General features: G+C 66.9%; 15 protein-coding genes. 8 read left to right on the top strand and 7 right to left on the bottom strand.

Annotated features, from left to right (window positions below; genetic code table 11):
* Positions 1-285 precede the first annotated feature (285 nt).
* Positions 286-1146, top strand: coding sequence for an LLM class F420-dependent oxidoreductase (locus BST47_RS09520; RefSeq protein WP_083125285.1), 861 nt, complete (start codon positions 286-288; stop codon positions 1144-1146).
* 8 nt (positions 1147-1154) lie between these two features.
* On the opposite strand, the gene BST47_RS09515 is transcribed toward BST47_RS09520, so the two are convergent.
* Positions 1155-2645, bottom strand: coding sequence for an HNH endonuclease signature motif containing protein (locus tag BST47_RS09515; RefSeq protein ID WP_083125284.1), 1491 nt, complete (start codon positions 2643-2645; stop codon positions 1155-1157).
* 123 nt (positions 2646-2768) lie between these two features.
* Positions 2769-6248, bottom strand: a complete 3480-nt coding sequence (locus BST47_RS09510; RefSeq protein WP_083125283.1) for a non-ribosomal peptide synthetase — start codon at positions 6246-6248, stop codon at positions 2769-2771.
* Between the two features lie 93 nt (positions 6249-6341).
* Here BST47_RS09510 and BST47_RS09505 point away from each other — a divergent pair, with 93 nt between their 5' ends.
* Positions 6342-7994: a (2,3-dihydroxybenzoyl)adenylate synthase gene (locus BST47_RS09505; protein ID WP_083125282.1), complete on the top strand. Its 1653-nt coding sequence runs from the start codon at positions 6342-6344 to the stop codon at positions 7992-7994.
* A gap of 12 nt (positions 7995-8006) precedes the next feature.
* Here BST47_RS09505 and BST47_RS09500 read toward each other — a convergent pair whose 3' ends face one another.
* The 4 genes from BST47_RS09500 to hemW all read right to left on the bottom strand — a co-directional run bounded on the left by BST47_RS09500 (position 8007) and on the right by hemW (position 15907).
* On the bottom strand, positions 8007-13277 hold the full coding sequence (locus tag BST47_RS09500) for a type I polyketide synthase (RefSeq protein ID WP_083125281.1): 5271 nt from the start codon (positions 13275-13277) through the stop codon (positions 8007-8009).
* Positions 13278-13444: 167 nt separating this feature from the next.
* The gene (locus tag BST47_RS09495) at positions 13445-14143 is read right to left on the bottom strand and encodes an anti-sigma factor (RefSeq protein WP_083125280.1); all 699 of its coding nucleotides are present in this window, start codon (positions 14141-14143) and stop codon (positions 13445-13447) included.
* The gene (locus BST47_RS09490; RefSeq protein ID WP_083125279.1) at positions 14136-14651 is read right to left on the bottom strand and encodes a sigma-70 family RNA polymerase sigma factor; all 516 of its coding nucleotides are present in this window, start codon (positions 14649-14651) and stop codon (positions 14136-14138) included. The genes BST47_RS09495 and BST47_RS09490 overlap by 8 nt, the downstream gene beginning before the upstream one ends.
* 77 nt (positions 14652-14728) lie before the next feature.
* Entirely contained in the window at positions 14729-15907 is a 1179-nt protein-coding gene (gene hemW, locus BST47_RS09485; protein ID WP_083125278.1) for a radical SAM family heme chaperone HemW, read from the bottom strand.
* Between hemW and BST47_RS31605 the strand changes: the two genes are divergently transcribed.
* The 6 genes from BST47_RS31605 to BST47_RS09460 all read left to right on the top strand — a co-directional run bounded on the left by BST47_RS31605 (position 15906) and on the right by BST47_RS09460 (position 22004).
* Positions 15906-16097 carry an Ms4527A family Cys-rich leader peptide gene (locus tag BST47_RS31605; protein WP_420094025.1) on the top strand — a complete coding sequence of 64 codons (192 nt, stop codon included), beginning with the start codon at positions 15906-15908 and terminating at the stop codon, positions 16095-16097. The two genes, hemW and BST47_RS31605, sit on opposite strands and share 2 nt — an antisense overlap.
* Positions 16098-16202: 105 nt before the next feature.
* Positions 16203-17891, top strand: a complete 1689-nt coding sequence (locus tag BST47_RS09480; RefSeq protein ID WP_083125277.1) for a nitrite/sulfite reductase — start codon at positions 16203-16205, stop codon at positions 17889-17891.
* 27 nt (positions 17892-17918) lie between these two features.
* Positions 17919-18623, top strand: coding sequence for a phosphoadenylyl-sulfate reductase (locus BST47_RS09475; protein ID WP_083125276.1), 705 nt, complete (start codon positions 17919-17921; stop codon positions 18621-18623).
* Complete coding sequence (locus tag BST47_RS09470) at positions 18602-19348, top strand: sirohydrochlorin chelatase (protein WP_083125275.1); 747 nt, start codon at positions 18602-18604, stop codon at positions 19346-19348. The genes BST47_RS09475 and BST47_RS09470 overlap by 22 nt, the downstream gene beginning before the upstream one ends.
* Before the next feature lie 130 nt (positions 19349-19478).
* Positions 19479-20933 carry an aldehyde dehydrogenase family protein gene (locus BST47_RS09465; RefSeq protein ID WP_083125522.1) on the top strand — a complete coding sequence of 485 codons (1455 nt, stop codon included), beginning with the start codon at positions 19479-19481 and terminating at the stop codon, positions 20931-20933.
* Positions 20934-21002: 69 nt separating this feature from the next.
* Entirely contained in the window at positions 21003-22004 is a 1002-nt protein-coding gene (locus tag BST47_RS09460) for a LacI family DNA-binding transcriptional regulator (RefSeq protein ID WP_083125274.1), read from the top strand.
* On the opposite strand, the gene BST47_RS09455 is transcribed toward BST47_RS09460, so the two are convergent.
* Positions 22005-23411: an aldehyde dehydrogenase family protein gene (locus BST47_RS09455; RefSeq protein WP_083125273.1), complete on the bottom strand. Its 1407-nt coding sequence runs from the start codon at positions 23409-23411 to the stop codon at positions 22005-22007.
* Positions 23412-23520 lie beyond the last annotated feature (109 nt).

The following is a 23520-nucleotide window of genomic DNA, read 5'->3' as shown; positions in this document are numbered from 1 at the left end:
CGGTAGGTCGTTCGGGACGGCCTGCAGCACCGCAGCGAGAACCCACGAAACCCTCCCAGCATGAATTAGTGCAGGCTGTCCTAAGTTGGTGAGGTTACCCTAATTGAGCATGTCGGAGACTCGTACGTCCGGGGTGCGAGCGGGTGAGGTCGACCACGTTCACAGGCGTGCGGATGGCTTGCCACCTGGGCAGACGCGGTCGGCGTGAGTGCGCTGCCCCCGACGAGGGGCTGCCGGGCGCCGACGGTAGCGTGAGTGGCTAGTTGCCCGGGAAAGGATCAGCGGATGGATCTGGCAGGCGTCGGAGTGTGGAGTTCTCAGTTGCGCTACGGCGACGCCGGAGAGGCCGCCGAGGCCGCGGCCGAGCTCGAGGAGCTCGGATTCACCGCGCTGTGGATCCCGGACGTGGGCGGTCCCGTGCTCGACTCGGTGAGCAATCTGCTGGCGACGACCAAGAGCGTCGTGATCGCCACCGGGATCCTGAACCTGTGGATGCACGAGCCCGCGGACGTGGCGACCAGGTATGCAGAGTTGACGGCTCAACACGGTGAACGCTTTCTGCTCGGCATCGGCGTGAGCCACGCTCCACTCATCGATTCCAAGGAGCCGGGCCTCTACAAGAAGCCGCTCGCCGCGACGCGGGCATACCTGGATGCGATCGACGCGACCGACAACCCGGTGCCCGTTGCGAACCGGGTGCTCGCCGCGCTGGGTCCGAAGATGCTCGAGCTGTCTGCGACACGGGCCCGCGGCGCTCATCCCTATCTGGTGACGCCGGACCACACCCGCTACGCCCGTGAGCATCTCGGCGAAGGCCCGCTGCTGCTGCCCGAGCAGACGGTACTGCTGACCGAGGACAGGGACGAGGCACGAACGCTCGGAACGGATTGGCTGCGTGCGTATTTGGCGCTGCCGAACTATGCCAACAACCTGCTACGCTCAGGCTTCACCCAGGAGGACTTGACGTCGGTCAGCGATCGGCTGTTCGACGCGATCATCGCGTGGGGTGACGAGGCGACCGTGCTCGGCCGGGTGAACGAGCATCTCTCCGCCGGTGCCGACCATGTTTGCGTGCAGGTGCTGACCGCCGATCCAAGGGAATTCCCCCGCGAACAGTGGCGCCAGCTGGCCGCCGCACTGAACTAGCCGAACGTTCAGGCGGCGTTGGGTTCTGGCCCGCCGGGTTCGTGTGGGTTGAGGATTGGTTGGTAATCGGGTGGGCCGATGAGCCATTCGTCGTCGAACGGCGGGATATCCGGGGGTTCGTCGTCGGCGGGCGTGATGGGTTGGTCGTCTGGTGGGCGCAGGCGTTCGGGGCGGTGGTAGTCGTTGACCCGGGCCTGGCCGGTATCCAAGTGTGATGGTGGGATCCATTCCACCTCGTGCTCGGCGTTGATCTGGGTGGTCCACCCGCCGGGGCCGACCATCCGGTTATCCGGACCGCACGCCAACCCCAGCTCATCGACATTGGTCAACCCGTCATCAGCCCAATCCCTGGCCGCATGATGAACCTGACTGCCATAGGCGGGCACCGTGCACCCAGGTTTGGTGCACCCCCCGTCGCGGGCGATCAGCATCAACCGCTGCGCCACCGACGCCGTGCGCCGAGCCCGAAACAGGTCCAGCGCCGACCCGGTCGCCTTGTCGAACACCGCCAGAAACACGTTCGCCTGCGCAGCCATCGCGATCACGTCCCGGATCGGCACCACCGTGCTTCCGCCGGACACACCGACCCCGGCGCGGCTCTCCAAGTCCTGCAGGGTGGTGCGGATGATGATCGACGTCGGTAATCCGTTGTGCTGACCCAGCACCCCGCTGGCCAACACATTGCGCCCCACCGCCAGCAGCGCATCATGCTGACGCTGGGCCAGTGTTCGGTCATCGCTGTCGATCTGGGCCTGCGTCGGCGTGCCCGTGATGCAGGGGTTCTCGTCGGCAGGGTTGCACATCCCCGGTGCGGCCCACCTAGCGAAAATCGCTTCCAGCGTGGCCGCCAACTGCGGGGTGAGCTGTCCGGTCAGAGGCGTCATCTTGTCGCAGCCCTGCGGCCCCTTCGAAATCCCGCGACGACGCGCACGCTCGCCGTCATCGGGTTCCGGACCGTCCTGATCGAGCAGAAACAGGATCCGCTCGGCCTTGTCCCTGACCTCCTTGGGCCCCAACCCCACCGCGTGGCGCACCAGATCCACCTCGATCTGCGCCCGCGTCACGGTGTCCACCACAGCCGGGATCCGCGCCATCGCCTTGCGCACCACCTCGACATGCTCGCCGTTGATCAACCCGCGCTCCTGCGCCACCGCCACCGCGGGCAACACCGGCTCCAACGGCTGCCCGGTCAGCGTGCGCCGCGGCCCCAACACCGCGGCCTCATCGAGGCGACGACCGGCCTCTGAGGTCGAGATCCGAAACCGCGTCGCCAACACCTGACGCCACGACTTGGCCCCCATCTCCTTGGCCGTCGTCTCAGCCTGCAGACATGCCAGCAGGCGGTGACCCTGGGCAGGCAACTGACACGACAACGCCTCCAACTCATCCAGCACACCCACCACCTCACCGGCGGTCAACGCATCAACGGGCAGCGCAGCCAACTCATCGAGCGCGGCGCGCATCGCCGCCACCGCTGCCTGCACCGCCTCCTTGCTCATGCCTCGAACATACGTTCGAACTCTAAGAACTCTCTAGAAAATTTCCGAAGAGATCTCTGAGAGTTCACCCGGGCCGAGGATCACTGAAACTGCTTTGACACAAGGGGTTTCAGGGGCGCTGAGCTAGCCGCTCGTCAATTCGGAGAGCACGTCGGCGCTGTCCATCGCGGCGACCTCCAGGTACACCTCGGCGACCATGTTGAGCCGATCAGCATCCGGTTCCCGACTGACCAGTCGCTCTGCCAGATTCGACACGGATCGGGCCGCGAACATGTCCGTGACGAGCACCGTGGGCGTATCGAGCCAGTCCCGCACCCGTGCGATCACCTGGGTCGCCAGCACGGAATCGCCACCCAGGGAGAAGAAGTCGTCGTCGATACCGATCTTGTCGCCCGCGACGTCCAGCACCTCGCCGACGATCGCGACGAGCGCGGACTCCAGTGGCGTGGAAGCCGGGCGGTAGGCGTTGGCGGCCGGCCGTTCGGCTTGCGCCAACACTCGGGCGGCGGCCTTGCGGTCGAGCTTGCCGTTCACCGTGAACGGGATTCGATCGCTCACGACGACGATCTTGGGAATCATGTGGGCAGGAACAAGCTCGGCGAGGCCGGCCGCGACGGCGTGTGAATCGACATTCGGGTCGTCGCTACGGACCAGCGCGGCAAGCATATCCGGATCGCCCGGGATCACGGCGGCCACCGCCGCATCGATGTGCGGCACCCGTTTGAGCGCCGCTTCCACCTCGCCCAGCTCGATGCGGTGGCCGCTGATCTTGATCCGATGATCGATGCGGCCGACGAACTCCAAGGTTCCGTCGGGCTGGTAGCGGACGAGATCGCCTGTCCGATACCAGGTTCGACCGTCGTATTCGACGAACTTCTCGGCCGTCAGGTCCGGTCGCCCGCGATACCCGCGTGCGATGCCGCGTCCTGAGAACCACAGTTCGCCCGGTACCCAGTCCGGGCAGTCGGATCCGTCGGCGGCCGCCACCCGGCATGCGTTGTTCGGTAACGGCGTGCCGTAGGGAATCGAGGTCCAGTGCGCCGGCGGGTCATCGACCTCGCAGATCGTCCCGTGCACCGCGGTTTCGGTCGCGCCGCCCAGACCCGCCGCTCGCACTGCGGGCGCTGACTTGCGGAGTCCCCGAATGAGTTCGGGCCGTATCCAATCGCCACCGAGCAGCACCACCCGCAGCGTCCCCAACCGATTGCCGCCGACCGTGAGGAGCATGTCCAGCCAGCCCGGCATCCAGTTCAGGAACGTCACCGAATGCTTGTGGATCAGATCCGCCCAGACGTCCGGAGCCCGACGGTGCGCCTCGTCCACCACGACGACGGCACCACCGGCCCGCAGGATCGCGAAGATTTCCAGCACCGACATGTCGGCTTCCAGCGACGCCAGTGCCAGACTCCGGTCGGACGGACCGAGTTCGTAGCGGCCGTTGACGAATTCGATGGTGTTCATCACCGCGTCGTGCGTCAGCTCGACACCCTTGGGCTCACCGGTCGACCCCGACGTGAACAACACGTAGGCCAGGTCGTGCGGTTCGACCGGGGTGGGTTCAGCGTCGACGGCACGTTGCATCGCCGTCGAGGCGTCGATCACCGGCACAGCGGTCTCGATTGGATCGGCACCACCACAGAGCACAACGGACGCCACACCGCTCGATTCCAGGATGCGGGCGGTCCGGTCGGTCGGCTGATCGGCACCGATCGGAAGGTAGGCAGCACCGGCGGCGAGAATTCCGAGCACCGCGGGAATCTGCTCGGCGCACTTGGGACCGATCAACGCCACCAGGTCGCCGGGACGAACCCCGCTGCCGCGTAAGGCTTCCGCGACCGCAAGCGCACGGGCGCGTACCTCGCCGTAGGTCAGGTCGCCGTCGTCGCTGAACATCGCGGGTGCGTCAGGCGCAACCAGCGCATTGCGAAAGAACCCTTCGTGGATGGTCTCCCCGCTCGGCGGTGCGATGACACTGTTCACCGCGGCGCGGACGGCTCGTTGCGTCTCGGGCACCGCGGGCGGATCGGTTGCGTCCCACGCCGCGTCGTCGGCGGCCAGCCTGGTCAACTCGGCCAGGTGGTAGGCGAACATCGCGTCGGTGACACCGGGACGGAACGCGTCGACGCGGACGTCCCAGTTGATCATCAGACCGGTCGCCAGCGGCGTCGCCTGCGCATCGATGAGCACCTGCGGGCCTTGCGAAATGGTCCACACGGGAGCGCCGAACAGTTCGGTGACCTCACCGGCGAACAGATCGCCGAGTCCGAGCGCGCTGGTGTAGACGATCGGCGCGAGCGTCTGGTTGCCGCGGTGGCGTCCCAGGTCGCGCAGCACCGACAGACCCGAGTAGCTCGAGTGTCGAGCGGTGTTGTGCAATGTCTCCTGCACGGCACGGGTCCGCTCGGCGGGCGTGCTGGTGCGCGTGAGGTCGATGTCGAGCATCAGTGACGAGGTGAAGCAGCCGACCAGTTTCTCGACGTCGGGGTGGAACGGTTCCCTACCGAACATCGGCAGGTTGAGCAGGAACCGCGAGCTGCTCGACCAGCGCGCCAACGCATTCGAGTACGAGGCCGCGACGGCCATCGCGGGGGTGAACCCGCGACGGTGCGCTGCGGCGAAGAGTGCATCGCGTGTCTCGACATCGAAGGTGTGCCAAAGTCGGACGCTGCTGCGGGGGTCGGCTTGCTCAGCGAGCGGAACCAGCGGCAGCGCAGGCGATTCGGGCAGGTCGGGCAGGCGCTCGGCCCACCACCGGCGGTCCTCTTCGGAGGGTCCGGGGTCGGCCGCCGTCACCGCGGCGCGATATCGGCGGTACGTGTAACCCAGCTCGGGCAGTTCGCCGCCGCGGTAGAACACCGCGAGGTCGGCCATGAACTTGCGGTAACTCACCGCATCCGCGGCGTTCATGTCCATGTCCACGTGCAACCGCGTCCGCCCGTCCGGGCGCAACGACAGGCTCAGCTCGAGCACATCGCCGTCGAGCAGTTGGTGCGACTTCTGCTGCCGAATGGTCTCCAGTCGCTGCTCGGCCGCTTCGGCGTCCATCTCGCGTAGGTCGTAGACCGTGACCGTAAGGCCGCGATCACCGATCCGCTGGGTCCCGTCCGGCAGTATCTCCACCCGCAACATCGGATGGCGTGCAACGAGTTTCGCTGCCGCCGCACGCAGACGGGTCGGGTCGACGCCTGCGCCGTCGAACTCCACGTAAAGGTGTGACGCGACGCCACCGAGTTGCTGATCGTCGTTGCGGCCCAACCACATCGCGTGCTGCATCGGCGCGAGCGGGAAAACACCGTCGTCGTCATCGTCGCTCTCGATGGCCGTGTCCGCGGCCTCGGCGGGCTCGCCGGAGTGCTGCGCGACCAGCGCCGACCATGCCGCCACCGTCGGGTTCTCCGCCAGCGCGGCGAAGTTGACCGCGATCCCCTGCTTACGCCAGCGACCCGACAGCGACATCATGCGGATCGAGTCGAGCCCGGACGCGATCAGGTCGGCCTCGGGGTCGACCTCGTCGGGGTTCACGCCGAGAAGTTCGGCGACTTCCTTCCGAACGGCATGGACGGTGGCACCTCGGTCGTCTGTCGCCCCACCCGCAAAAGCCACGCTCTCCTCCAAATTAGGCTGCCCTAACTAACTCGGCGAGGCTACCTTATATTCGAGGTGCCGAACACACCTACCGGAGGGGTCCCACCCACAATGAGCACCGGTCTCGACCCTCAGCACAGCGATCTCACCACCGGTTTCGTTCCATTTCCCGCCGACCGCGCCGACGAGTATCGCCGCGCCGGGTTCTGGACCGGCCGCCGGCTCGATTCGATTCTCAGCGATGCCGCGGCCCACTGGCCGGACCGAGCCGCGGTGATCGATTCGGACGCCACCTATACCTTCGCCGAACTGGACGCGCGCGCCAATCGGATCGCGTCGGCATTGGCGGATCGCGGTATCACCCCCGGTGACCGAGTGATGCTGCAGCTGCCCAATTCGGCTGAATTCGCCGTCGCGTTGTTCGGGCTGTTGCGGGCGGGCGCCGTCCCGGTGATGTGTCTGCCGGGTCACCGCTATGCGGAACTCAGCCATTTCGCCGACGTGAGCGGTGCGGTCGGTCTCGTCGTCGCCGACCGGGTCGCTGGTTTCGACTACCGGGAACTGGCCCAGGCCCTGGTGAGCGAGAATTCCCGGCTGGAACACGTGTTCGTCGATGGTGACCCCGGTCCCTTCCAATCGTGGTCGGAGCTGGCCGATTTCGGCGGTCCGATCCGCGATCAGGCGCCGGTCGACCCGGGTACTCCCGCCCTGCTGCTGGTGTCGGGCGGCACGACCGGCCTGCCGAAGCTGATCGCCCGCACGCACGACGACTATGTCTACAACGCGACCGCGTGCGCGCAGGCGTACGAGATGACCGGCGAGGACGTGTATCTCGTCGCGCTGCCCGCGGGGCACAACTTTCCGCTGGGCTGCCCCGGCCTGCTGGGCTCGATGACCGTCGGCGCCACGACGGTGTTCACCGCCGATCCCAGCCCCGAGTCGGCGTTCGCGGTGATCGACCGACACAAGATCACCGTCACCGGACTCGTCAACGCGCTCGCCAAGGTGTGGACGCAGGCGTGTGAATGGGAGCCTGTGCTGCCGACATCGCTGCGCGTGGTCCAGGTCGGGGGGTCACGGATGACACCCGACGAAGCGCGTTACATCCTCGACGGGTTGACCCCCGGACTGTCCCAGATCTTCGGCATGGCAGAAGGAATGCTCAACTTCACCCGCATCGGCGATCCCGTCGACGTCGTTGTCAACACCCAGGGAAAACCGATGTCCCCCTTGGACGAGATGCGAGTCGTCGACGAGGCGGGCCGCGAAGTCGCCCCAGGCGAGGAGGGCGAGCTGCTGGTGCGCGGCCCTTACACGCTCAACGGCTATTACCGCGCTGAGGAGGCCAACGCACGGTCGTTCAGCCCGGACGGTTTCTACCGCTCCGGGGATCGGGTGCGCGTCTTCGCCGACGGCCCGAGGGCGGGCTACGTGGAAGTCACCGGACGCATCAAGGATGTCATTCACCGCGGCGGTGAAACAGTGTCAGCTTCCGACCTGGAGGAGCACCTGTTTGCACATCCGGCGATCGACGCCGCGGCCGCGGTTGCCCTACCCGACGACTACCTTGGCGAAAAGATTTGCGCTGCAGTCGTCTTCAGTGGACGCGCGATCACGCTCGCCGAGCTGAACCAGTTCCTCGACGAACGGGGCGTTTCCGCACACTCACGACCCGACGTGCTCGCGCCGATGCCGACGCTGCCCAAGACCGCGGTGGGCAAGGTCGACAAGAAGAAGGTCGTGGCGCAGCTCGCGTCGTCCTGACCCTCTCGGCGATCAGGACACCGGGACTTCGCAGGACTCCTGCGCAGCCTCCGGTGATGCGAGCAGCTCGGTGATTCGCTCTGACACGGCGGCCGCGGTGGGGTATTCCCACAGCAGCGTCGGCGGCAGCGGCAGCCCGGTTTGCTTCTCCAGCTGACGCAACAGTCCGACGGTCATGATCGAGTCGACACCGATCTCCACCAGAGGCAACCCGGTGTCCACGTCGTTTTCCGAGAGACCCAGCTGGGCCGACACAGCGCCGACGACGCACTCGATGACGCGCTTCGGGTCGGGTTCGCCGTCGTCTCCCACAAAACTGCCCGCCGCCGAATCCGCCGGGGCCGACTCATCGTCCTCGACGGGCGCCACATCGGCGAGCATCGGGACGGCGGTGGCTCCCGGGAGAACCGGGAGCACAACGATATTCGGCTGATCATCGCGCATCGCCAGATCGAGCGCACGGACCGCCTCGTCGGCACCGATGGAGCCCATGCCGAGCGCGTCCAGCTGAGCGGCGACGAAGCCGGACGTCGAGCCCATACCCAAGCCTCGCCATGCGGTCCAGGCGATGCTCACGGTGCGGTCGCCGAGACGACGGCGATGACGGGCCATGACATCGAGGAACGAGTTCGCGCACGCGTAGGCACCCTGTCCGGGGAAGCCCGCGAGGTAACCGCAAGACGAGAACAGGATCATCCAATCCAACTGCTCCGGCGGGAAGACCTCGTGCAATGTCAAGGTCCCGTCCACCTTGGGGCGCATGGCCATCTCGAAATCTGCGGTACTCGTGTTGACAAGCAGCGCACCGGCTTCCACGCCAGCGGCATGGATGACACCCCGCACGGGTGGCAGATGCCGCAGCGCGACGCGCAGCGCCTCGACGGCGTCGGGCGCGCCGATGTCGAGCGGCATGACGTGGACCGACACCCCCCGCTCCTCGAGCGCGGCCACTGTGCGAATCAGCTCGGATTCCGCCGCGTCCCGCCACTCGGCACGGTCCAACATGCCTGAGCGAGACAGCAGAACGATGCGCCGAGCGCCGATGTCGGCGAGTCGCTGCGCCATCCTCAGGCCGAGAACGCCCGTGCCGCCGGTGATCAGGTAGGTGCCACCCGGCGAAGACTGCATGGGTGTCCCGGTCCCCCGGCCCGCGCAAGCCAGTCGCGCAACCTTGGTGTCGCCGTCGCGGATCACGACGACGGGATGACCGCGAAGCGACGCGAGAGCGCCGACCGGTAGGTTCGCATCCCCCACGTCGAGGACACCGCCGAAGATCTCGGGATGCTCGGCGGCCGCGACGCGGGCAAGCCCCCACAGCGGGGCGTGGACGACATTGCCGCCCTCGTGCACACCCTGGGTGAGCACCCACACGCGGGCCTTCGCCCCGCGATCGAGTAGGTGCCGCAACGTGTGCATGACGATCTGGACCGACTTCTGCGGGGTGTCGTGCGCGCGGGGCAGGACCAATACCACCGCGTCGCGGTCCAATTCGCGGGCGGCCTCGGCGATCTCGCCCGGTTCGGCATATGTCACATGCGGCACGTCAGCGGCGGAGAGATCGCGGGTCACGAAGTGCCGGGTGTCAGCGTCACCGCCGACGACGAACACCGCGGACGGCCGTTCGCCTTGGCCCCACGGGACCGAATGCCACGTGACGTGGTGAAGCATCCGCGAAAGATCGCTTCCGGCAGGGCTTTCGAGTTCCTCGAACGACATCCCGGTGAGCGATGCGTGCACAGTGCCCGACTCGTCGGCGATCAGCACATCGGTCGTGGTGGTGCTGGGCCGGCGTCGAACCTGCAGCACCGCGACCGCCGGCGGACGGCCGTACACCTGCACACGCTCTATCCGGGCAGGCATCCGCAGCCGTGGTGGTCCGTCGAAAATCGTGGAGGCCGCGGATGTCGCGGCATCGAGCAGCGATGCCCACGTCGCAGGCGCGGTCCGATTGCCGTGGGCGGCGACCCGCGCAATCAGCTCGTCGTCACCGCCACCCGATGTCGCCGCCGGAGCGGCTCCGCCACCCGATGTCGCCGCCGGAGCGGCTCCGCCGCCCGATGTCGCCGCCGGAGCGGCTCCGCGGCGCAAATCGAGGATCTCCCAATCGAATCCCATCGCCGCCACCCCCAGCGTCGCCAGGGTGTCCACGATGTGATTCGGCGCAAGGATCTCGACACACCGCTGCCGCGCGGCGGACTCGTCGAGCACCTGTCCGAGCAGATCCTCGATGTCGTCGTCGGCGGCGGCGACCGCGCTGCTGTGGGTGAGCCACCCGCCGTCGTCGGCCGGGTCGTCGTCGTCCACCATCCGTGTCGACAGTGTCAGCCCGCGGTCCTGCAGGACCACCTGCACATCGCGGGCGCGGCTCGGCGCCACGGGTGTGCGCAGGCGGACGTCCACGAGATCGGTACCCGACCGGTCAGAGCGCGTGTTCAGGTTGGCGACCGCGGCTAGGAAGGTGTTCAGAATGACCGCGGCAGGAACGATTTCCGTATTCTGCACGGGATGGTTTCCCGGATACGGCCGGTTGTCCACATCCAGGCGGGTCTGCCACATGGTGGATGCGACGGCGCCTGTCACATCCATCCGCCCACCCAGCAGGGTGTGGCTGTCGACGTCATGCACACCACGACCGCCGGGCGGCGGCGTCGGCGTGCGCCAGAAGCGGCGGTGCTGCCACTGCGTGACAGGCAGCGAGTCCGCCCATGGCGTGCGGGCACCGATGCCGTGGCGTACGGGGGCGCCGTTGCAGTACAGGGTGCCCACCGCAGTGGCCACCGATTGGATTTCCGGACGTTCGCGGCGGAGCACCGGAACGACTTCATGCTCGTCGATGCCCGCATGCGTCAACGTCTCCACGATCGAATGCGAGACGACGGGGTGGGCGGACACCTCCAGGAACAGCCGATGGCCGTCCTCGGCCGCTGCGGTCACCGCTTCCGCGAAGCGCACGCGATCACGAAGGTTTCTCACCCAGTAGTGCTGGTCGCGAGGTGCTGTCGACCGCGGATCGGTCAGTGCCGTTGTGTACAGGGGGATTTCGGCGGGACGCGGTGGCGGCAGCTCTGCGGTGAGTCGGCCGAGTTCGGCGGTCAGCGCATCCATCGCCGGACTGTGGAACGCCACGTCGGTGTTGACGCGGCGGATCATCACGCCTTCGTCGGTCCAGATCTGGCAGATCTGCTCGACGGCGCTGATGGTGCCGGACACGACGGTCGATGCGGGTGAAGCACTGATCGCCGCAACCACACCGCGTTGTCCCTCGAGTCTGCGTTCGGCTTCGGCGAAGGGCAGGCGCACCAGTGCCATGGCGCCGTTGCCCATCACCGACTGGAATCCCCGCGCCCGGTAACACGCCACCGCCGCGCCCACCGTCAGGTCGAACACGCCTGCAGTCACACACGCGGCGACCTCACCCACCGAGTGCCCGATCACGGCGGCGGGCGTCACTCCCCGCTCGCGCAGCACCGCGGCGAGGCCCACCTGCATCGCAAACGTCAACGCCTGCACGCGGTCCGTACCGCCGAGTTCGCCGGTGCGCAGCGCATCGCGCGCACAGAACCCCAGCTCTTCGCGGAACACCGGATCGATCGCGTCGATGATCGCGCTGAACGCGGGCGCACGTTCGAGCAGTTGTTGTCCCATACCGGCCCAGTGCGATCCGTGGCCGGAGAACACCCACACGGCATCTTCGGTCGCGAGAGCGTTGCCGGTCACTACCAATGGATCGGGTTCGTCGTTGGCGAGCGCGTCCAGTCCGGCCACCAGACCGTCGATGTCCTCCGCCACCACCGCGGCCCTTGCCGATTCGTGCGAGCGGCGCGCCCACGCCGTCGCCGCGACGCGATCGAGTCCCTTGTCGCCGGCGCGCAAATGGTCAGCCAGCGCCCGGGCCTGGGTGCGCACCCGCGCCGTTGAGCGCGCCGATATCGGGACGACCGTCGGCGTTGCTGAGACCTCGGCGGCAGGAGGTGTCTCGGGAAGGGGGGCTTCCTCGAGCAGTATGTGAGCGATCGTGCCGCCGTAGCCGTAGCTGCACACTGCGGCGCGGCGCGGTGCGTCGCCGGTGCGCTCCCACGGTTCGACGACGGTCGGCACCCGCAGGCCGCTGTTGGCCCAATCAACGGCGGGGGTAAGCGTTTTCACCCCGGCGGTCGGCGGGATCGCTTCGTGGTACAGGGCCAGCGCCGCCTTGACGAGGCCGACCACGCCCGCACCACCTTCCAGGTGGCCGACGTTCGGCTTCACCGATCCGATTCGGCACGGCGCGTCCGCCCGGCGATCGACTCCGTAGACGGATGCCAACGCCCGCACCTCGGTGGGATCGCCTGTCGGCGTTCCGGTTCCGTGCGCCTCGACGAAGTCGACGCTCGCGGGTGGTACACCGGCCGACTTGCACGCCCGCGCGAACATGTCGGCCTGAGCGTCGCCGTTGGGCGACATGATGCCCACCGTCCGACCGTCCTGCGCGATCGCGCCGCCACGCACCAGGGCCAAGATCCGATCACCGTCGCGCACCGCGTCGGTCAGCCGTTTGAGCACGACCACGGCCGCGCCCTCGCCACGCCCGTAACCGTCGGCACTGGCGTCGAAGGTCTTGCAGCGCCCATCCGGGGCCGTCGCCCCCGCCTCGTCGAGCACCCGCGTCAGCCCTGGGCCGATCAGCGCGCTGACACCGCCGGCCAGCGCCAGCGACGTCTCACCGGAGCGAAGCATCTGGCAGGCCTGGTGCACGGCCACCAGCGATGCGGCGCACGCGGCATCCAGCGCGACGCTCGGCCCGCGCAGATCGAGCAGGTGTGACACCCGGTTTGCGATGCCACACAGGGATGTGCCGATCCCGGTCCATGCCTCGATGCCCGGCAGGTCCTCCATGATCAGCTTGCCGTAGTCGTCGGAGTTGACGCCCATGAGCACGGCGGTGTCGGTACCCGCCAACGTGCGCGGCGGCACACCCGCGTGTTCGAGCGCTTCCCAGCTCACTTCGAGCGCCAGCCGCTGCTGGGGATCCATCAGTTCCGCCTCGCGCGGTGACACCCCGAAGAACTCGGCGTCGAACCCGGCCAGGTCGTCGAGGAAGGTGCCCCACCGCGTGGTTTCCTTCAGCACCGCCGCGTTGCGCGGATCCCGGCGCAGATACGGTTCCCAGCGCTCCTCCGGCACCTCTCGTACGTCGCTTCGGCCTTCGATTAGGAACGTCCAGAACTGCGCCGGGTCGTTGATGCTGCCCGCCAGCCGGCAGCCGATGCCGATGATCGCGACCGGCTCAGGGGTAGTTGCCACGTCAACGAAGCCCTGAGTGCTTGAAAGTCTGGGTAGCCTTGCCTAACAAACCCCGCATCATGGTGGCTATCCTGGCACATGAGGCACCGAAATTGGTCCCTACGCAGGGCCTACACCGTGATCATGAGCGTGGCGCCGATCACGTTTCCGCCGACGTCGGTGAACGCTCAAAGAATGGTGACAGCCAGCGGTTCATCGGTGCCGGTCACCCGGATGTCGACCTTGGCGATCTCCGATGTCGGAATGCTCGTCGCGGCCGACAATCCGGCGGCTTCGTCTCCGGCGGGGCGCCACGAACCCACGACCATCTGCCCGCCGCTCTTCGTCGTGACGACGATGTCGTAGCTGTCGACGTCGCGCGACCAATCCTTGGTGTACTCGCAGGCCCAGTTGAGCTCGGTCCCCCACTTCTTCTCCGTGACGGCGAGTTGGGCGGTGAGACCGGGACGCGACCCAGGCTGCATCGGTGACATCGCCACCGTCTGCACCGACGTCGTGCGTGGAAAGACCGTCGCCCCCACTACGCCGCCGACGATCGCCAACGCCGCAGCTGCCGCCACCACCACCGCGATGGCCCGCCCGGACCGCCGCTGCCGCTTCGCCGAGGCGGCGGAAAACGACGCCACGTTGTCCGGGCGATCCCCGGCCGGCGGACTGCCCGCGAGGTCGGTCAATGCCAGGGCCTCTTCGGGGCTGAGCACGTCGAGAATGTCGGGCATCCCGGCCAGTTCGCCGAACTCGGCGTTTCGCTCGGGGTTCGTGGCGAGATAGTTCTCGTAGGTCCGCTGATCGTTCGGGTTCAGCGCGCCGAGCACGTAGGCGGCATCCCATTCCGCGAGATCGTCGTCGGGCTTGTTCTCAGTCACGGCCAACCCCCCTTTCCTGCAACGCAATTCGTAACGCACGTAGCGCGTAGTGAAGTCTGGATTTGACCGTGCCCTCGGGAACCTGTTCCTGCTGGGCGATATCGGCCACGGTCTGGCCGAGGTAATACGCGCGCACGATGGCGTTGCGATGATCGCTGGACAACGACTTCAGTGCGTCGGCCAGGACCCACTTGTCGACCGCGGGTCCGATCGCATCCAGCGACGGCCGCTCGGGGAGGTTGTCGCTCTGCAGTTCCCGCGTGAAGCGCGCGCTGCGACGGTCGTCGATGACGAGATTGCGCGCGACGGTGAACAGCCACGCCCGCGCCGATTCGCTGGACTGTTCGAGAATCTCGGGCTTTCGCCACAGCCGCAGCAGTGACTCCTGCACCACGTCCTCCGCGAACGGCATGTCGCCCCGCGTCAGACGCAGTACATAGCGCTGCAGATCCCTGCTGTGGGCGTCGTGGATCGCCCGCAGCAGCTCGCCCTGATCAGGATCGGTCATATGCGATGCACCGGCGCATTCCTCGCTTTCCGTCGTCGCCCAACACAACGGATCACCATCGCAAAATCGTTCAATCGTCAGTCAAGCAGAGTGCGGACCACCGCGTCGGCCAACAGGCGACCCGGGTCGGTGAGGATCAAATGGTCGCCGTCGCGGATCAGCAGCCCGTCCTCGATCACGGTCTGGGCCCGATGCCGTTCGGCCTCATTCAAGGCCGCCATCGGCAGGCCGGCGCGCAACCGCACCCGCAGCATGACGTCCTCGGTGTGCAGCGCGCCCGCGTCGAGCCGCTCGAAATCTGCCACGGGCAACGTCCCCTCGGCGAGCAGCTGCGCATAAGGGTTGGGATGCTTGACGTTCCACCACCGGGTGGTGCCGACGTAACCGTGCGCACCGGGTCCGGCGCCCCACCATTCGCCACCGTTCCAGTAGCCGACGTTGTGCCGGCACTCGCCGCCGGGCAAGCACCAGTTCGAAACCTCGTACCAACCCAGACCCGCCTCCGACAACCGCGCGTCTATCAACTCGTATCGATGCGCGAGCTCGTCGTTGTCGGGTGGACGAACCTCGCCGCGGCGAACCCGGCGGGCCAGCGCCGTACCGTCCTCGACCACCAGCGCGTAGGCGGACACGTGGTCGACCTTCGCCTCGACGGCGGCGTCGACGGAGCGCAGTAGGTCGTCGTCGGTCTCCCCCGGCGTGCCGTAGATCAGGTCAAGGTTGACGTGCTCGAAACCCGCCGCGCGCGCGTCGCACGCCGCTTCCAGAGCCCGCCCCGGCGAGTGCACCCGATCCAGCACCGCCAGCACGTGCGGTGCCACCGACTGCATACCCAGCGACACCCGGGTGAAGCCGGCCGCCCGCAGGTGCTCGAACAGCTGGGGGGAGGTCGACTCGGGGTTCGCCTCCGTCGTGATTTCGGCCTCATTTGCGAGCGTGAAATGCGCGCGGATGGCGTCCAGCACCGACGCCAGACCGGGGCCACCGAGCAGCGAGGGGGTGCCGCCACCGACGAAGACGGTCTCGACGACGGGAGTGGAGCCAAGCCGATCGGCGGCCAGTGCCAGCTCCGCGCGCAGCGCCGCCAGCCAGCTGTCGGGATTCGTTCCGCCCAGCTCTGCAGGGGTATAGGTGTTGAAGTCGCAGTAGCCGCAACGCGCGGCACAGAACGGAACATGGACGTAGACGCCGAACGGACGGCCCGGCGTCAGCGCGAGATCGGGCAGCTCGCGCACGCCTGCCGTCGGGACTGTCATGCAGCCAGTTTCCCAGATAACGCCTTTTGCTCACGGTGAGCGCAAATCTGGCCCGGTTAGGGCATTTGTCGGTGCCCGTGGCACAATTGGCAACGTGAAGTCCGGCCGCATCTTCCCCCACCGCGTATCGCTGGTGGTGCGGCGTCACGTCGACTTCAAGCGCGTCTGTACCTGTTGTTGTCTGCCCTGACGCGCTGACCTGCCCACCTGTACTTGCAGCTGGCCGCCGGATCTGCGCCGCCGGTCAGCCCACCGGTGAGACGCGCGGTCCGGCTCCACAAAGGAGCCAAACCACATGACAACAGCCGAATCAAAGTCCAAGCCTGTCAAGCGCCCACGTGGCGAGGGTCAGTGGGCGCTCGGATACCGCGAGCCGCTCAACCCGAACGAACAGTCCAAGAAGGACGACAACCCGCTCAACGTTCGGGCGCGTATCGAGAACATCTACGCCAAGAACGGCTTCGAGTCGATCGACAAGGGCGACCTGCGTGGCCGTTTCCGGTGGTGGGGTCTGTACACCCAGCGCAAGCCGGGCTATGACGGCACCTGGACCGGTGACGAGAACACCGACATGCTCGAGGACGAGTACTTCATGCTGCGCGTCCGCAGCGACGGCGGTGCCCTGACCGCGGCCGCGCTGCGCACACTGGGCGGCATCTCCACCGAGTTCGCGCGCGACACCGCCGACATCTCCGACCGGCAGAACATCCAGTACCACTGGATCGAGGTCGAGAACATGCCCGAGATCTGGCGGCGGCTCGACGAGGTCGGACTCCAGACCACCGAGGCGTGTGGCGACTGCCCCCGCGTCGTCCTCGGCTCGCCGCTGGCCGGCGAGTCGCTCGACGAGGTGATCGACGGAACTCCGGCGATTCACGAGATCGTCGAGCGCTACATCAACAAGCCCGAGTACTCGAACCTGCCGCGCAAGTTCAAGACTGCGATCTCGGGTCTGCAGGACGTAGTGCACGAGGTCAACGACGTGGCGTTCATCGGCGTCGAGCATCCCGAACACGGTCCGGGATTCGATCTGTGGGTGGGCGGCGGTCTGTCCACCAACCCGATGCTGGGCCAGCGGGTCGGTGCCTGGGTGCCGCTCGACGAGGTGCCCGACGTGTGGGAGGGCGTGGTCAGCGTCTTCCGCGACTACGGATACCGACGGCTGCGGTCCAAGGCCCGGTTGAAGTTCCTGATCAAGGACTGGGGCGTAGAAAAATTCCGGAAAGTTCTCGAACAGGAATACTTGAAGCGCCCCCTTCTCGACGGGCCCGCCCCGATCCCCGTCACCCGCCCGATCGACCACGTCGGCGTGCAGAAACTGAAGAACGGCTTGAACGCCGTCGGCGTCGCACCGATCGCGGGCCGCGTTTCGGGCACCATCCTGACCAAGGTGGCCGACCTGGCCGAGGCCGCGGGCAGCGACCGGATCCGGTTCACGCCGTATCAGAAGCTGATCATCCTCGATGTTCCCAGTGAAAAGGTGGCCAAGCTCGTCGAACAGCTGGATGCGCTGGGCCTACCCGCGCAGCCGTCACACTGGCGGCGCAACCTCATGGCCTGCACGGGCATCGAGTTCTGCAAGCTGAGCTTCGCCGAGACCCGCAGCCGTTCGCAGGTGCTGGTTCCGGAGCTGGAAAAGCGGCTCGAGGACATCAACGCCCAGCTCGACGTGCCGATCACCGTCAACATCAACGGCTGCCCGAACTCATGCGCGCGCATCCAGGTGGCCGACATCGGGTTCAAGGGCCAGATGGTCAGTGAGGACGGAGCCGGAGATCCTCCGGTCGAGGGTTTTCAGGTCCACCTCGGGGGAAGCCTGGGTCTGGACAGCGGGTTCGGCCGCAAGTTGCGTCAGCACAAGGTGCTCTCGACCGAGCTCGCTGACTACATCGAACGAGTCGTTCGCAACTTCGTGAAACATCGCGAGGCCGGCGAGCGTTTCGCTACGTGGGCCGTACGAGCAGACGAGGCGGATCTGCGATGAACGCTTACGCGAAGTGGAAGGACACAGATGACTGACGTCATTTCAGAGGTTGACCTAATCGCGTTGGCAGAACGCGGCGCGGCGGAACTCGAGGGTGCGAACGCCGACGAACTGCTGCGCTGGACCGACGAGAACTTCGGCGGCAACTACGTCGTCGCGTCGAACATGCAGGACGCCGTCCTCGTCGATATGGCCGCGAAGGTACGACCGGGCGTCGACGTGCTGTTCCTCGATACCGGTTACCACTTCGTCGAGACCATCGGCACCCGTGACGCGGTCGAGGCGGTCTACGACATCAACGTCGTCAACGTCACGCCGGAGAACAGTGTCGCCAAGCAGGACGAGTTGTTCGGCAAGGATCTGTTCGCCCGCGAGCCCAGCGAGTGCTGCCGGATGCGCAAGGTCGAGCCGCTGTCCAAGGCGTTGCGCGGATACTCGGCATGGGTGACCGGCATCCGCCGCGTCGAGGCGCCGACGCGTGCGAACGCGCCACTCATCAGCTGGGACAAGGCTTTCGGATTAGTGAAGATCAACCCGATCGCGGCGTGGTCCGACGAGCACATGCAGGCGTACATCGACGCCAACGATGTGCTCGTCAATCCCCTGGTTTTCGAGGGCTATCCGTCGATCGGCTGCGCACCGTGCACCGCGAAGCCCGTCGAGGGCGCCGATCCGCGCAGCGGTCGCTGGGCGGGCCAGACGAAGACGGAATGCGGACTGCACGCGTCGTGACGGTTCCGGCTCCCGCCAGCCGCCCGACGCTCGTCCTGGCGGCACACGGCAGCGTCGACCCGCGGTCGGCCGCGGTGACGCATGCCGTCGCGGGCCGCATCCGGCGGCTGCGGCCCTGGCTCGACGTTCGTGCCGCGTTCCTGGAGAAGACCGACCCGAACCTGCGTGACGTGCTGACCGGCCTTCGCGACGGCGTCGTGGTGCCGTTCCTGCTGGCCGACGCGTATCACGCGCGGGTCGACATCCCGGAGATGATCGAGCAGTCAGGTGCGCGGGTCGACCAGGCCGAGGTGCTCGGGGAAGATCCCGCCCTGCTCTCCGTGTTGCGGCAGCGGCTGTCCGAGGCCGGGGTGTCGCCGGACGAGGAGGGCCTCGGTGTTGTGGTCGCGGCCGTCGGATCGTCGAACGAGGCGGCCAACGCGCGAACCGGGGACGTGGCGTGTGCGCTCGGCATTGGAACCCGTTGGGCCGGTGCCGAAGTCGCGTTCGCGACCGGACCATGGCCGAACGTCGCCGACGCGGTGGAGCGGCTGCGGGCCGACGGCGCCCGCAAGCTTGTGATCGCCCCATGGTTCCTGGCGCACGGCATCATCACGGACCGCGTGGCGTCCTATGCGGCAGCTCACGGCATTCCGATGGCCGAGCCGTTGGGCTCACACAACCTGGTCGCCGCCACGGTGCTCGACCGTTTCGACGCGATGAGCGTCGTCTCCGCCGCCGCCTGACGGTAATCGGGTATCGCCTCCACTCGCGCCCGCCTTGACCCTCGCGTCGCCACCGTGCTAAGCAGTTGCTCAGCATGGTGGGCGACGCGCTCCCCGTGGGCGACGAGAAAGGTCAACGATGACATCGACGGTGACACTGCAGACGGTTCTGGACGAACTCACCGCACGGCCGGGCACTGGAGAGAAGATCTCGGTCATCAACCCGGTGACCGAAGAGCAGATCGTCGAGTTCACCGACTGCGGCGCGGAGGCCGTCGATGAGGCCGTCGCGCGAGCGAAGGCCTCCTTCGAGTCGGGCGTGTGGTCGGAGCTGCCCGGACGCGCGCGGGCCAAGATCATGTGGAAGCTCGCCGATCTCATCGACGAGCACGCCGACGAGATCGCGCACCTGGATTCGCTCAACACCGGTATGCCGCTGATGCAGGCGACGCTGGGTCTGCCCAACTGCGCCGAGTTCTTCCGCTACTACGCCGGCTGGTGTTCCAAGATCAGCGGCAACGCCTACGACGTGAAGACCGCGGGGATTGCCACCGACACGTGGGTCGACATGCACACCTACACGCTCAAGGAGCCGTATGGCGTTGTGGGCCTGATCTTTCCGTGGAACGGCCCGATCTTCAACGCATGCGCAAAGCTCGCGCCCGCGCTGGCCGCAGGCTGCAGCATGGTGGTCAAGCCCGCAGAGGAGACGCCGCTGTCGGCGATCCTGCTCAACCGGTTGATCCACGAGGCGGGCGTGCCCGAGGGCGTCGTCAACCTGCTGACCGGCTACGGCCACACCGCGGGTGCGGCGATCACGGCGCATCCTGACGTCGAGAAGGTCGCCTTCACCGGCTCGACCGAGATCGGCAAGGAAATCGTGCGGGCATCGGCGGGCAACCTCAAGAAGGTCATGCTCGAACTCGGTGGCAAGTCGCCGGTGCTGATCTACGACGACGCGGACCTGGAGAAGGCCATCTTCATGGCGTCGATGGGAATCTTCGTGCACTCCGGTCAGGGCTGTGTATGCGGCTCACGCGTATTCGTCCAGCGCGGCGTCTACGACCAGGTGCTCGAAGGCATCTCCAACATGGCCAACTTCGTCAAGCTCGGCGGACCTGACGAGGAGGGATGCATGAGCGGCCCGCTGATCAGTCAGAAGCAGCTGACCAGGGTCATGGGTTACATCGACGAGGGCAAGTCCGAGGGTGCCGAGGTCGTCACGGGCGGCCACCGGCTCGACCGCAAGGGCTACTTCGTGCACCCGACCGTCCTGACCAACGTCAACCGTGACATGCGGCTGTATCAGGAGGAGATCTTCGGGCCCGTGGTCACGGTCCTGCCGTTCGACGACGACGACGAGGCCGTCGCGATGGCCAACGACACGACGTACGGCCTGGCGGCCACCGCGTGGACCAACAACCTCAGCCGCGCGCATCGGCTCGGCAAGCGGTTGCAGGCCGGAACCGTAACGATCAACTGCCAGTTGGTATTCGACCACGCGGTGCCGTTCGGCGGGTACCGGCAGTCCGGTTGGGGACACGAGTTCGGCCAGGAAGGTATCGACGCCTACTTGAAGACGAAGTCGGTCTGGGCACAGCTCTGATACCGATGCGGCGGTGACCACGCCGCGGACAATGTGCGTACCCCGGCACCGAACATGCCACGATGTGGCATGGCCGGTCCCCGGGGCGCAGCAGCCGGCGAAACGCGACTGCCCAGGCCCACCACCGCTGACGTCGCGCGTCTGGCGAACGTGTCGACGGCCACGGTGAGTTACGTCCTGAACGACGTCGAAGGGCACCGCATTTCCGAGCGGACCCGCGACGCCGTGATCCGCGCCGCCCAGCAACTGGGTTACCGGCCGAACCTGGCCGCCCGCAATCTGGCGCGGGGTAAGAGCGGGGCGGTGCTCTACGTGGTTCCCCGTATCGCCGTCGGCGACATGCCCCTGCAGGCGGGCAGCCGGATGACGGCCGATCTGGCACGCGCAGGGCTGCTGCAGATCCAGATCTTCGAAACCGAAGACGACCGCAACATCGTCGACGCGATCGAGAACATCGATCCCGTTGCCGTCACGAGCCTGTTCCCGCTGCCCGACCGAGTCGTGCAGGCAATGAAGTCGGCCAACATCCCGCATATCGAGATCGGGACGCTGCCCGCACTGGGCAATCCGCCAGAGTCCGTGGGCGAGATACGAATTGATCATCTGGTCTCGCGTGGCCATCGCGAAATCGCCTTCGCGCGCGCCGGCGCGAAAAGGTGGCGGGCCCTGGGTGACTACTGGCTGGGCGGGGTCCTGTCGGCGGCCACCGCGAGACAATTGCCTCCCGTTCGTGTCGCCGACGTCACCCATGAGAACGTCGAGGATGTCGTCACCACGTGGGTACGCGAGGGCGTCACCGCGGTGTGCGCACAGAGCGACGAGGTGGCGTGCCTGATCCTTTTCGGCGTGCGGGAGGCGGGTTTGAGGTGCCCCGCCGATTTGGCGGTGATCGGGGTCGACGCCGCCCCCATCGGAGCACTGAGCTCGCCACCACTGACGACGGTCGAGTTCAATCCGAGCGCGGTCGCCGATGTCGCCATCGCGGCGCTGCTCGCCGAACTCGACTATCCCTCGCCACCGCCACCGCAGGCGGCCGACATCACCCGGCTGATCGTGCGCGCCTCGACCTGATCAGAGGCTGATGTAGACCGCCTTGGTGTTGAAGTACTCCTCGATGCCCTTGCGACCGCGCTCGCCACCCCAGCCCGATTGTTTGTGCCCGCAGATCGGCATCGCCGGATCCGCGCCCAGGGCGCAGTTGACCCAGACCTGTCCTGCGTGAAGCTCGTTCGCGACTCGGTGGGCACGCCCGAGGTTCTCCGTCCAGATGGCGCCGGCCAGCCCGTACTCCGTGTCGTTGGCGGCAGCCAGAACCTCCTCCTCCTCGTCGAAGGGGATGACGCAGCCGACCGGCCCGAAGATCTCCTCGCGGATGAGCCGCATATCGGGCGTGGTGTTGGTGATGACCGTCGCCTCGTAGAAGTAGCCCTTGCGGTCCAGGTACTTGCCGCCGGTGATGATCTCGGCACCCTTCGAAACACCCTCTTGCACAATGCCTTCGACACGCTGGCGCTGTTTGTCGCTGATCAGCGGTCCGAGTACCGAATCGGGGTCCTCGCTGCCTCCCATCGGCAGCATCTTGGCGAACCCGGCGATTCCCTCGACCACCTGGTCGTAGATGCCGCGCTGAACGTAGATGCGCGAGGTGCAGGAACAGTTCTGCCCCGATCCGGCGAGCAGACCAAGGCTCGCGTTCATGATCGCCTTGTCGAGATTGGCGTCCTCGAACATGATCAGGGGCGACTTTCCGCCCAGCTCGAGCGTGAGGCGCTTGAGGTTGCCGGCGGCCGCCTTGACGATCAGCCTGCCGACCTCTGTCGACCCGGTGAACGAGATCTTGTCGACGTCCGGATGCGCGGTGAGCGCCGCACCGGTGGTCTCGCCGTAACCGGTGATGACGTTGAGCACGCCGTCAGGCAGGCCCGCCTCGCGGAAGATCTCCTCCAGCTTCAATGCGGTGAGCGGCGTCTCCTCGGCGGGCTTGAGCACACAGGAGCAGCCGGCCGCCAGCGCGGGCGCGACCTTGAGCATCGCGACGAAGAACGGCCCGTTCCAGGGGATGATGAGGCCACACACCCCGACCGGTTCGAGCTGGGTGAAGTTGTGAAAGCTCTCGTAGTGGCCGAGCAGGCCATCGGATACGACGCTGCTGGACTCGCCGTGGATCTTGCCGACCCAGCCGGCGTAGTACAGCAGCATCTCCATCGACACCTTGATGATCTGCTCACCCGCCACCTTGTTCATGCCGTTGTCACGGCCCTCGAGCAGGGCGAGCTCGTCGGTACGTTCCCTGATGATCTCGGCAGCGCGGAAAAGCACCTCCGCGCGACGCGCGGCGGGCAGCTTGCGCCACACCCCGGAATCGAAGGTCTCCCGCGCCCTGGCGACGGCCGCGTCGACTATTGCCTGGTCTGAGTCGACGACCTCGAAGATCTGCTCTTCTGTCGAGGGGTTGAACACCGGAATGGTCGTAGTCACTGTTCGTCAAACCTTTCGCCGCGCCCCGGGAACACGGTCGTCCATGCCGTGCTTAAGCGCATAACCACGCTAGATTATGCGCCCGAGCAGGTCGATGTCCACTAAGGGT

Origin of the sequence: Mycolicibacterium tusciae (assembly GCF_002086795.1) — a bacterium.
In the GTDB taxonomy this organism is placed as follows: domain Bacteria; phylum Actinomycetota; class Actinomycetes; order Mycobacteriales; family Mycobacteriaceae; genus Mycobacterium; species Mycobacterium tusciae.
This window is presented reverse-complemented; position numbering and strand designations above follow the sequence as displayed.

Excerpts from the sequence above, each read along its gene's own strand:
- BST47_RS09520 (WP_083125285.1), top strand. The coding sequence starts at position 286 with ATGGATCTGGCAGGCGTCGGAGTGTGGAGTTCTCAGTTGCGCTACGGC.
- BST47_RS09515 (WP_083125284.1), bottom strand. The coding sequence starts at position 2,645 with ATGAGCAAGGAGGCGGTGCAGGCAGCGGTGGCGGCGATGCGCGCCGCG.
- BST47_RS09505 (WP_083125282.1), top strand. The coding sequence starts at position 6,342 with ATGAGCACCGGTCTCGACCCTCAGCACAGCGATCTCACCACCGGTTTC.
- BST47_RS09490 (WP_083125279.1), bottom strand. The coding sequence starts at position 14,651 with ATGACCGATCCTGATCAGGGCGAGCTGCTGCGGGCGATCCACGACGCC.
- BST47_RS31605 (WP_420094025.1), top strand. The coding sequence starts at position 15,906 with ATGCAGCCAGTTTCCCAGATAACGCCTTTTGCTCACGGTGAGCGCAAA.
- hemW (WP_083125278.1), bottom strand. The coding sequence starts at position 15,907 with ATGACAGTCCCGACGGCAGGCGTGCGCGAGCTGCCCGATCTCGCGCTG.
- BST47_RS09480 (WP_083125277.1), top strand. The coding sequence starts at position 16,203 with ATGACAACAGCCGAATCAAAGTCCAAGCCTGTCAAGCGCCCACGTGGC.
- BST47_RS09475 (WP_083125276.1), top strand. The coding sequence starts at position 17,919 with ATGACTGACGTCATTTCAGAGGTTGACCTAATCGCGTTGGCAGAACGC.
- BST47_RS09470 (WP_083125275.1), top strand. The coding sequence starts at position 18,602 with ATGCGGACTGCACGCGTCGTGACGGTTCCGGCTCCCGCCAGCCGCCCG.
- BST47_RS09460 (WP_083125274.1), top strand. The coding sequence starts at position 21,003 with ATGGCCGGTCCCCGGGGCGCAGCAGCCGGCGAAACGCGACTGCCCAGG.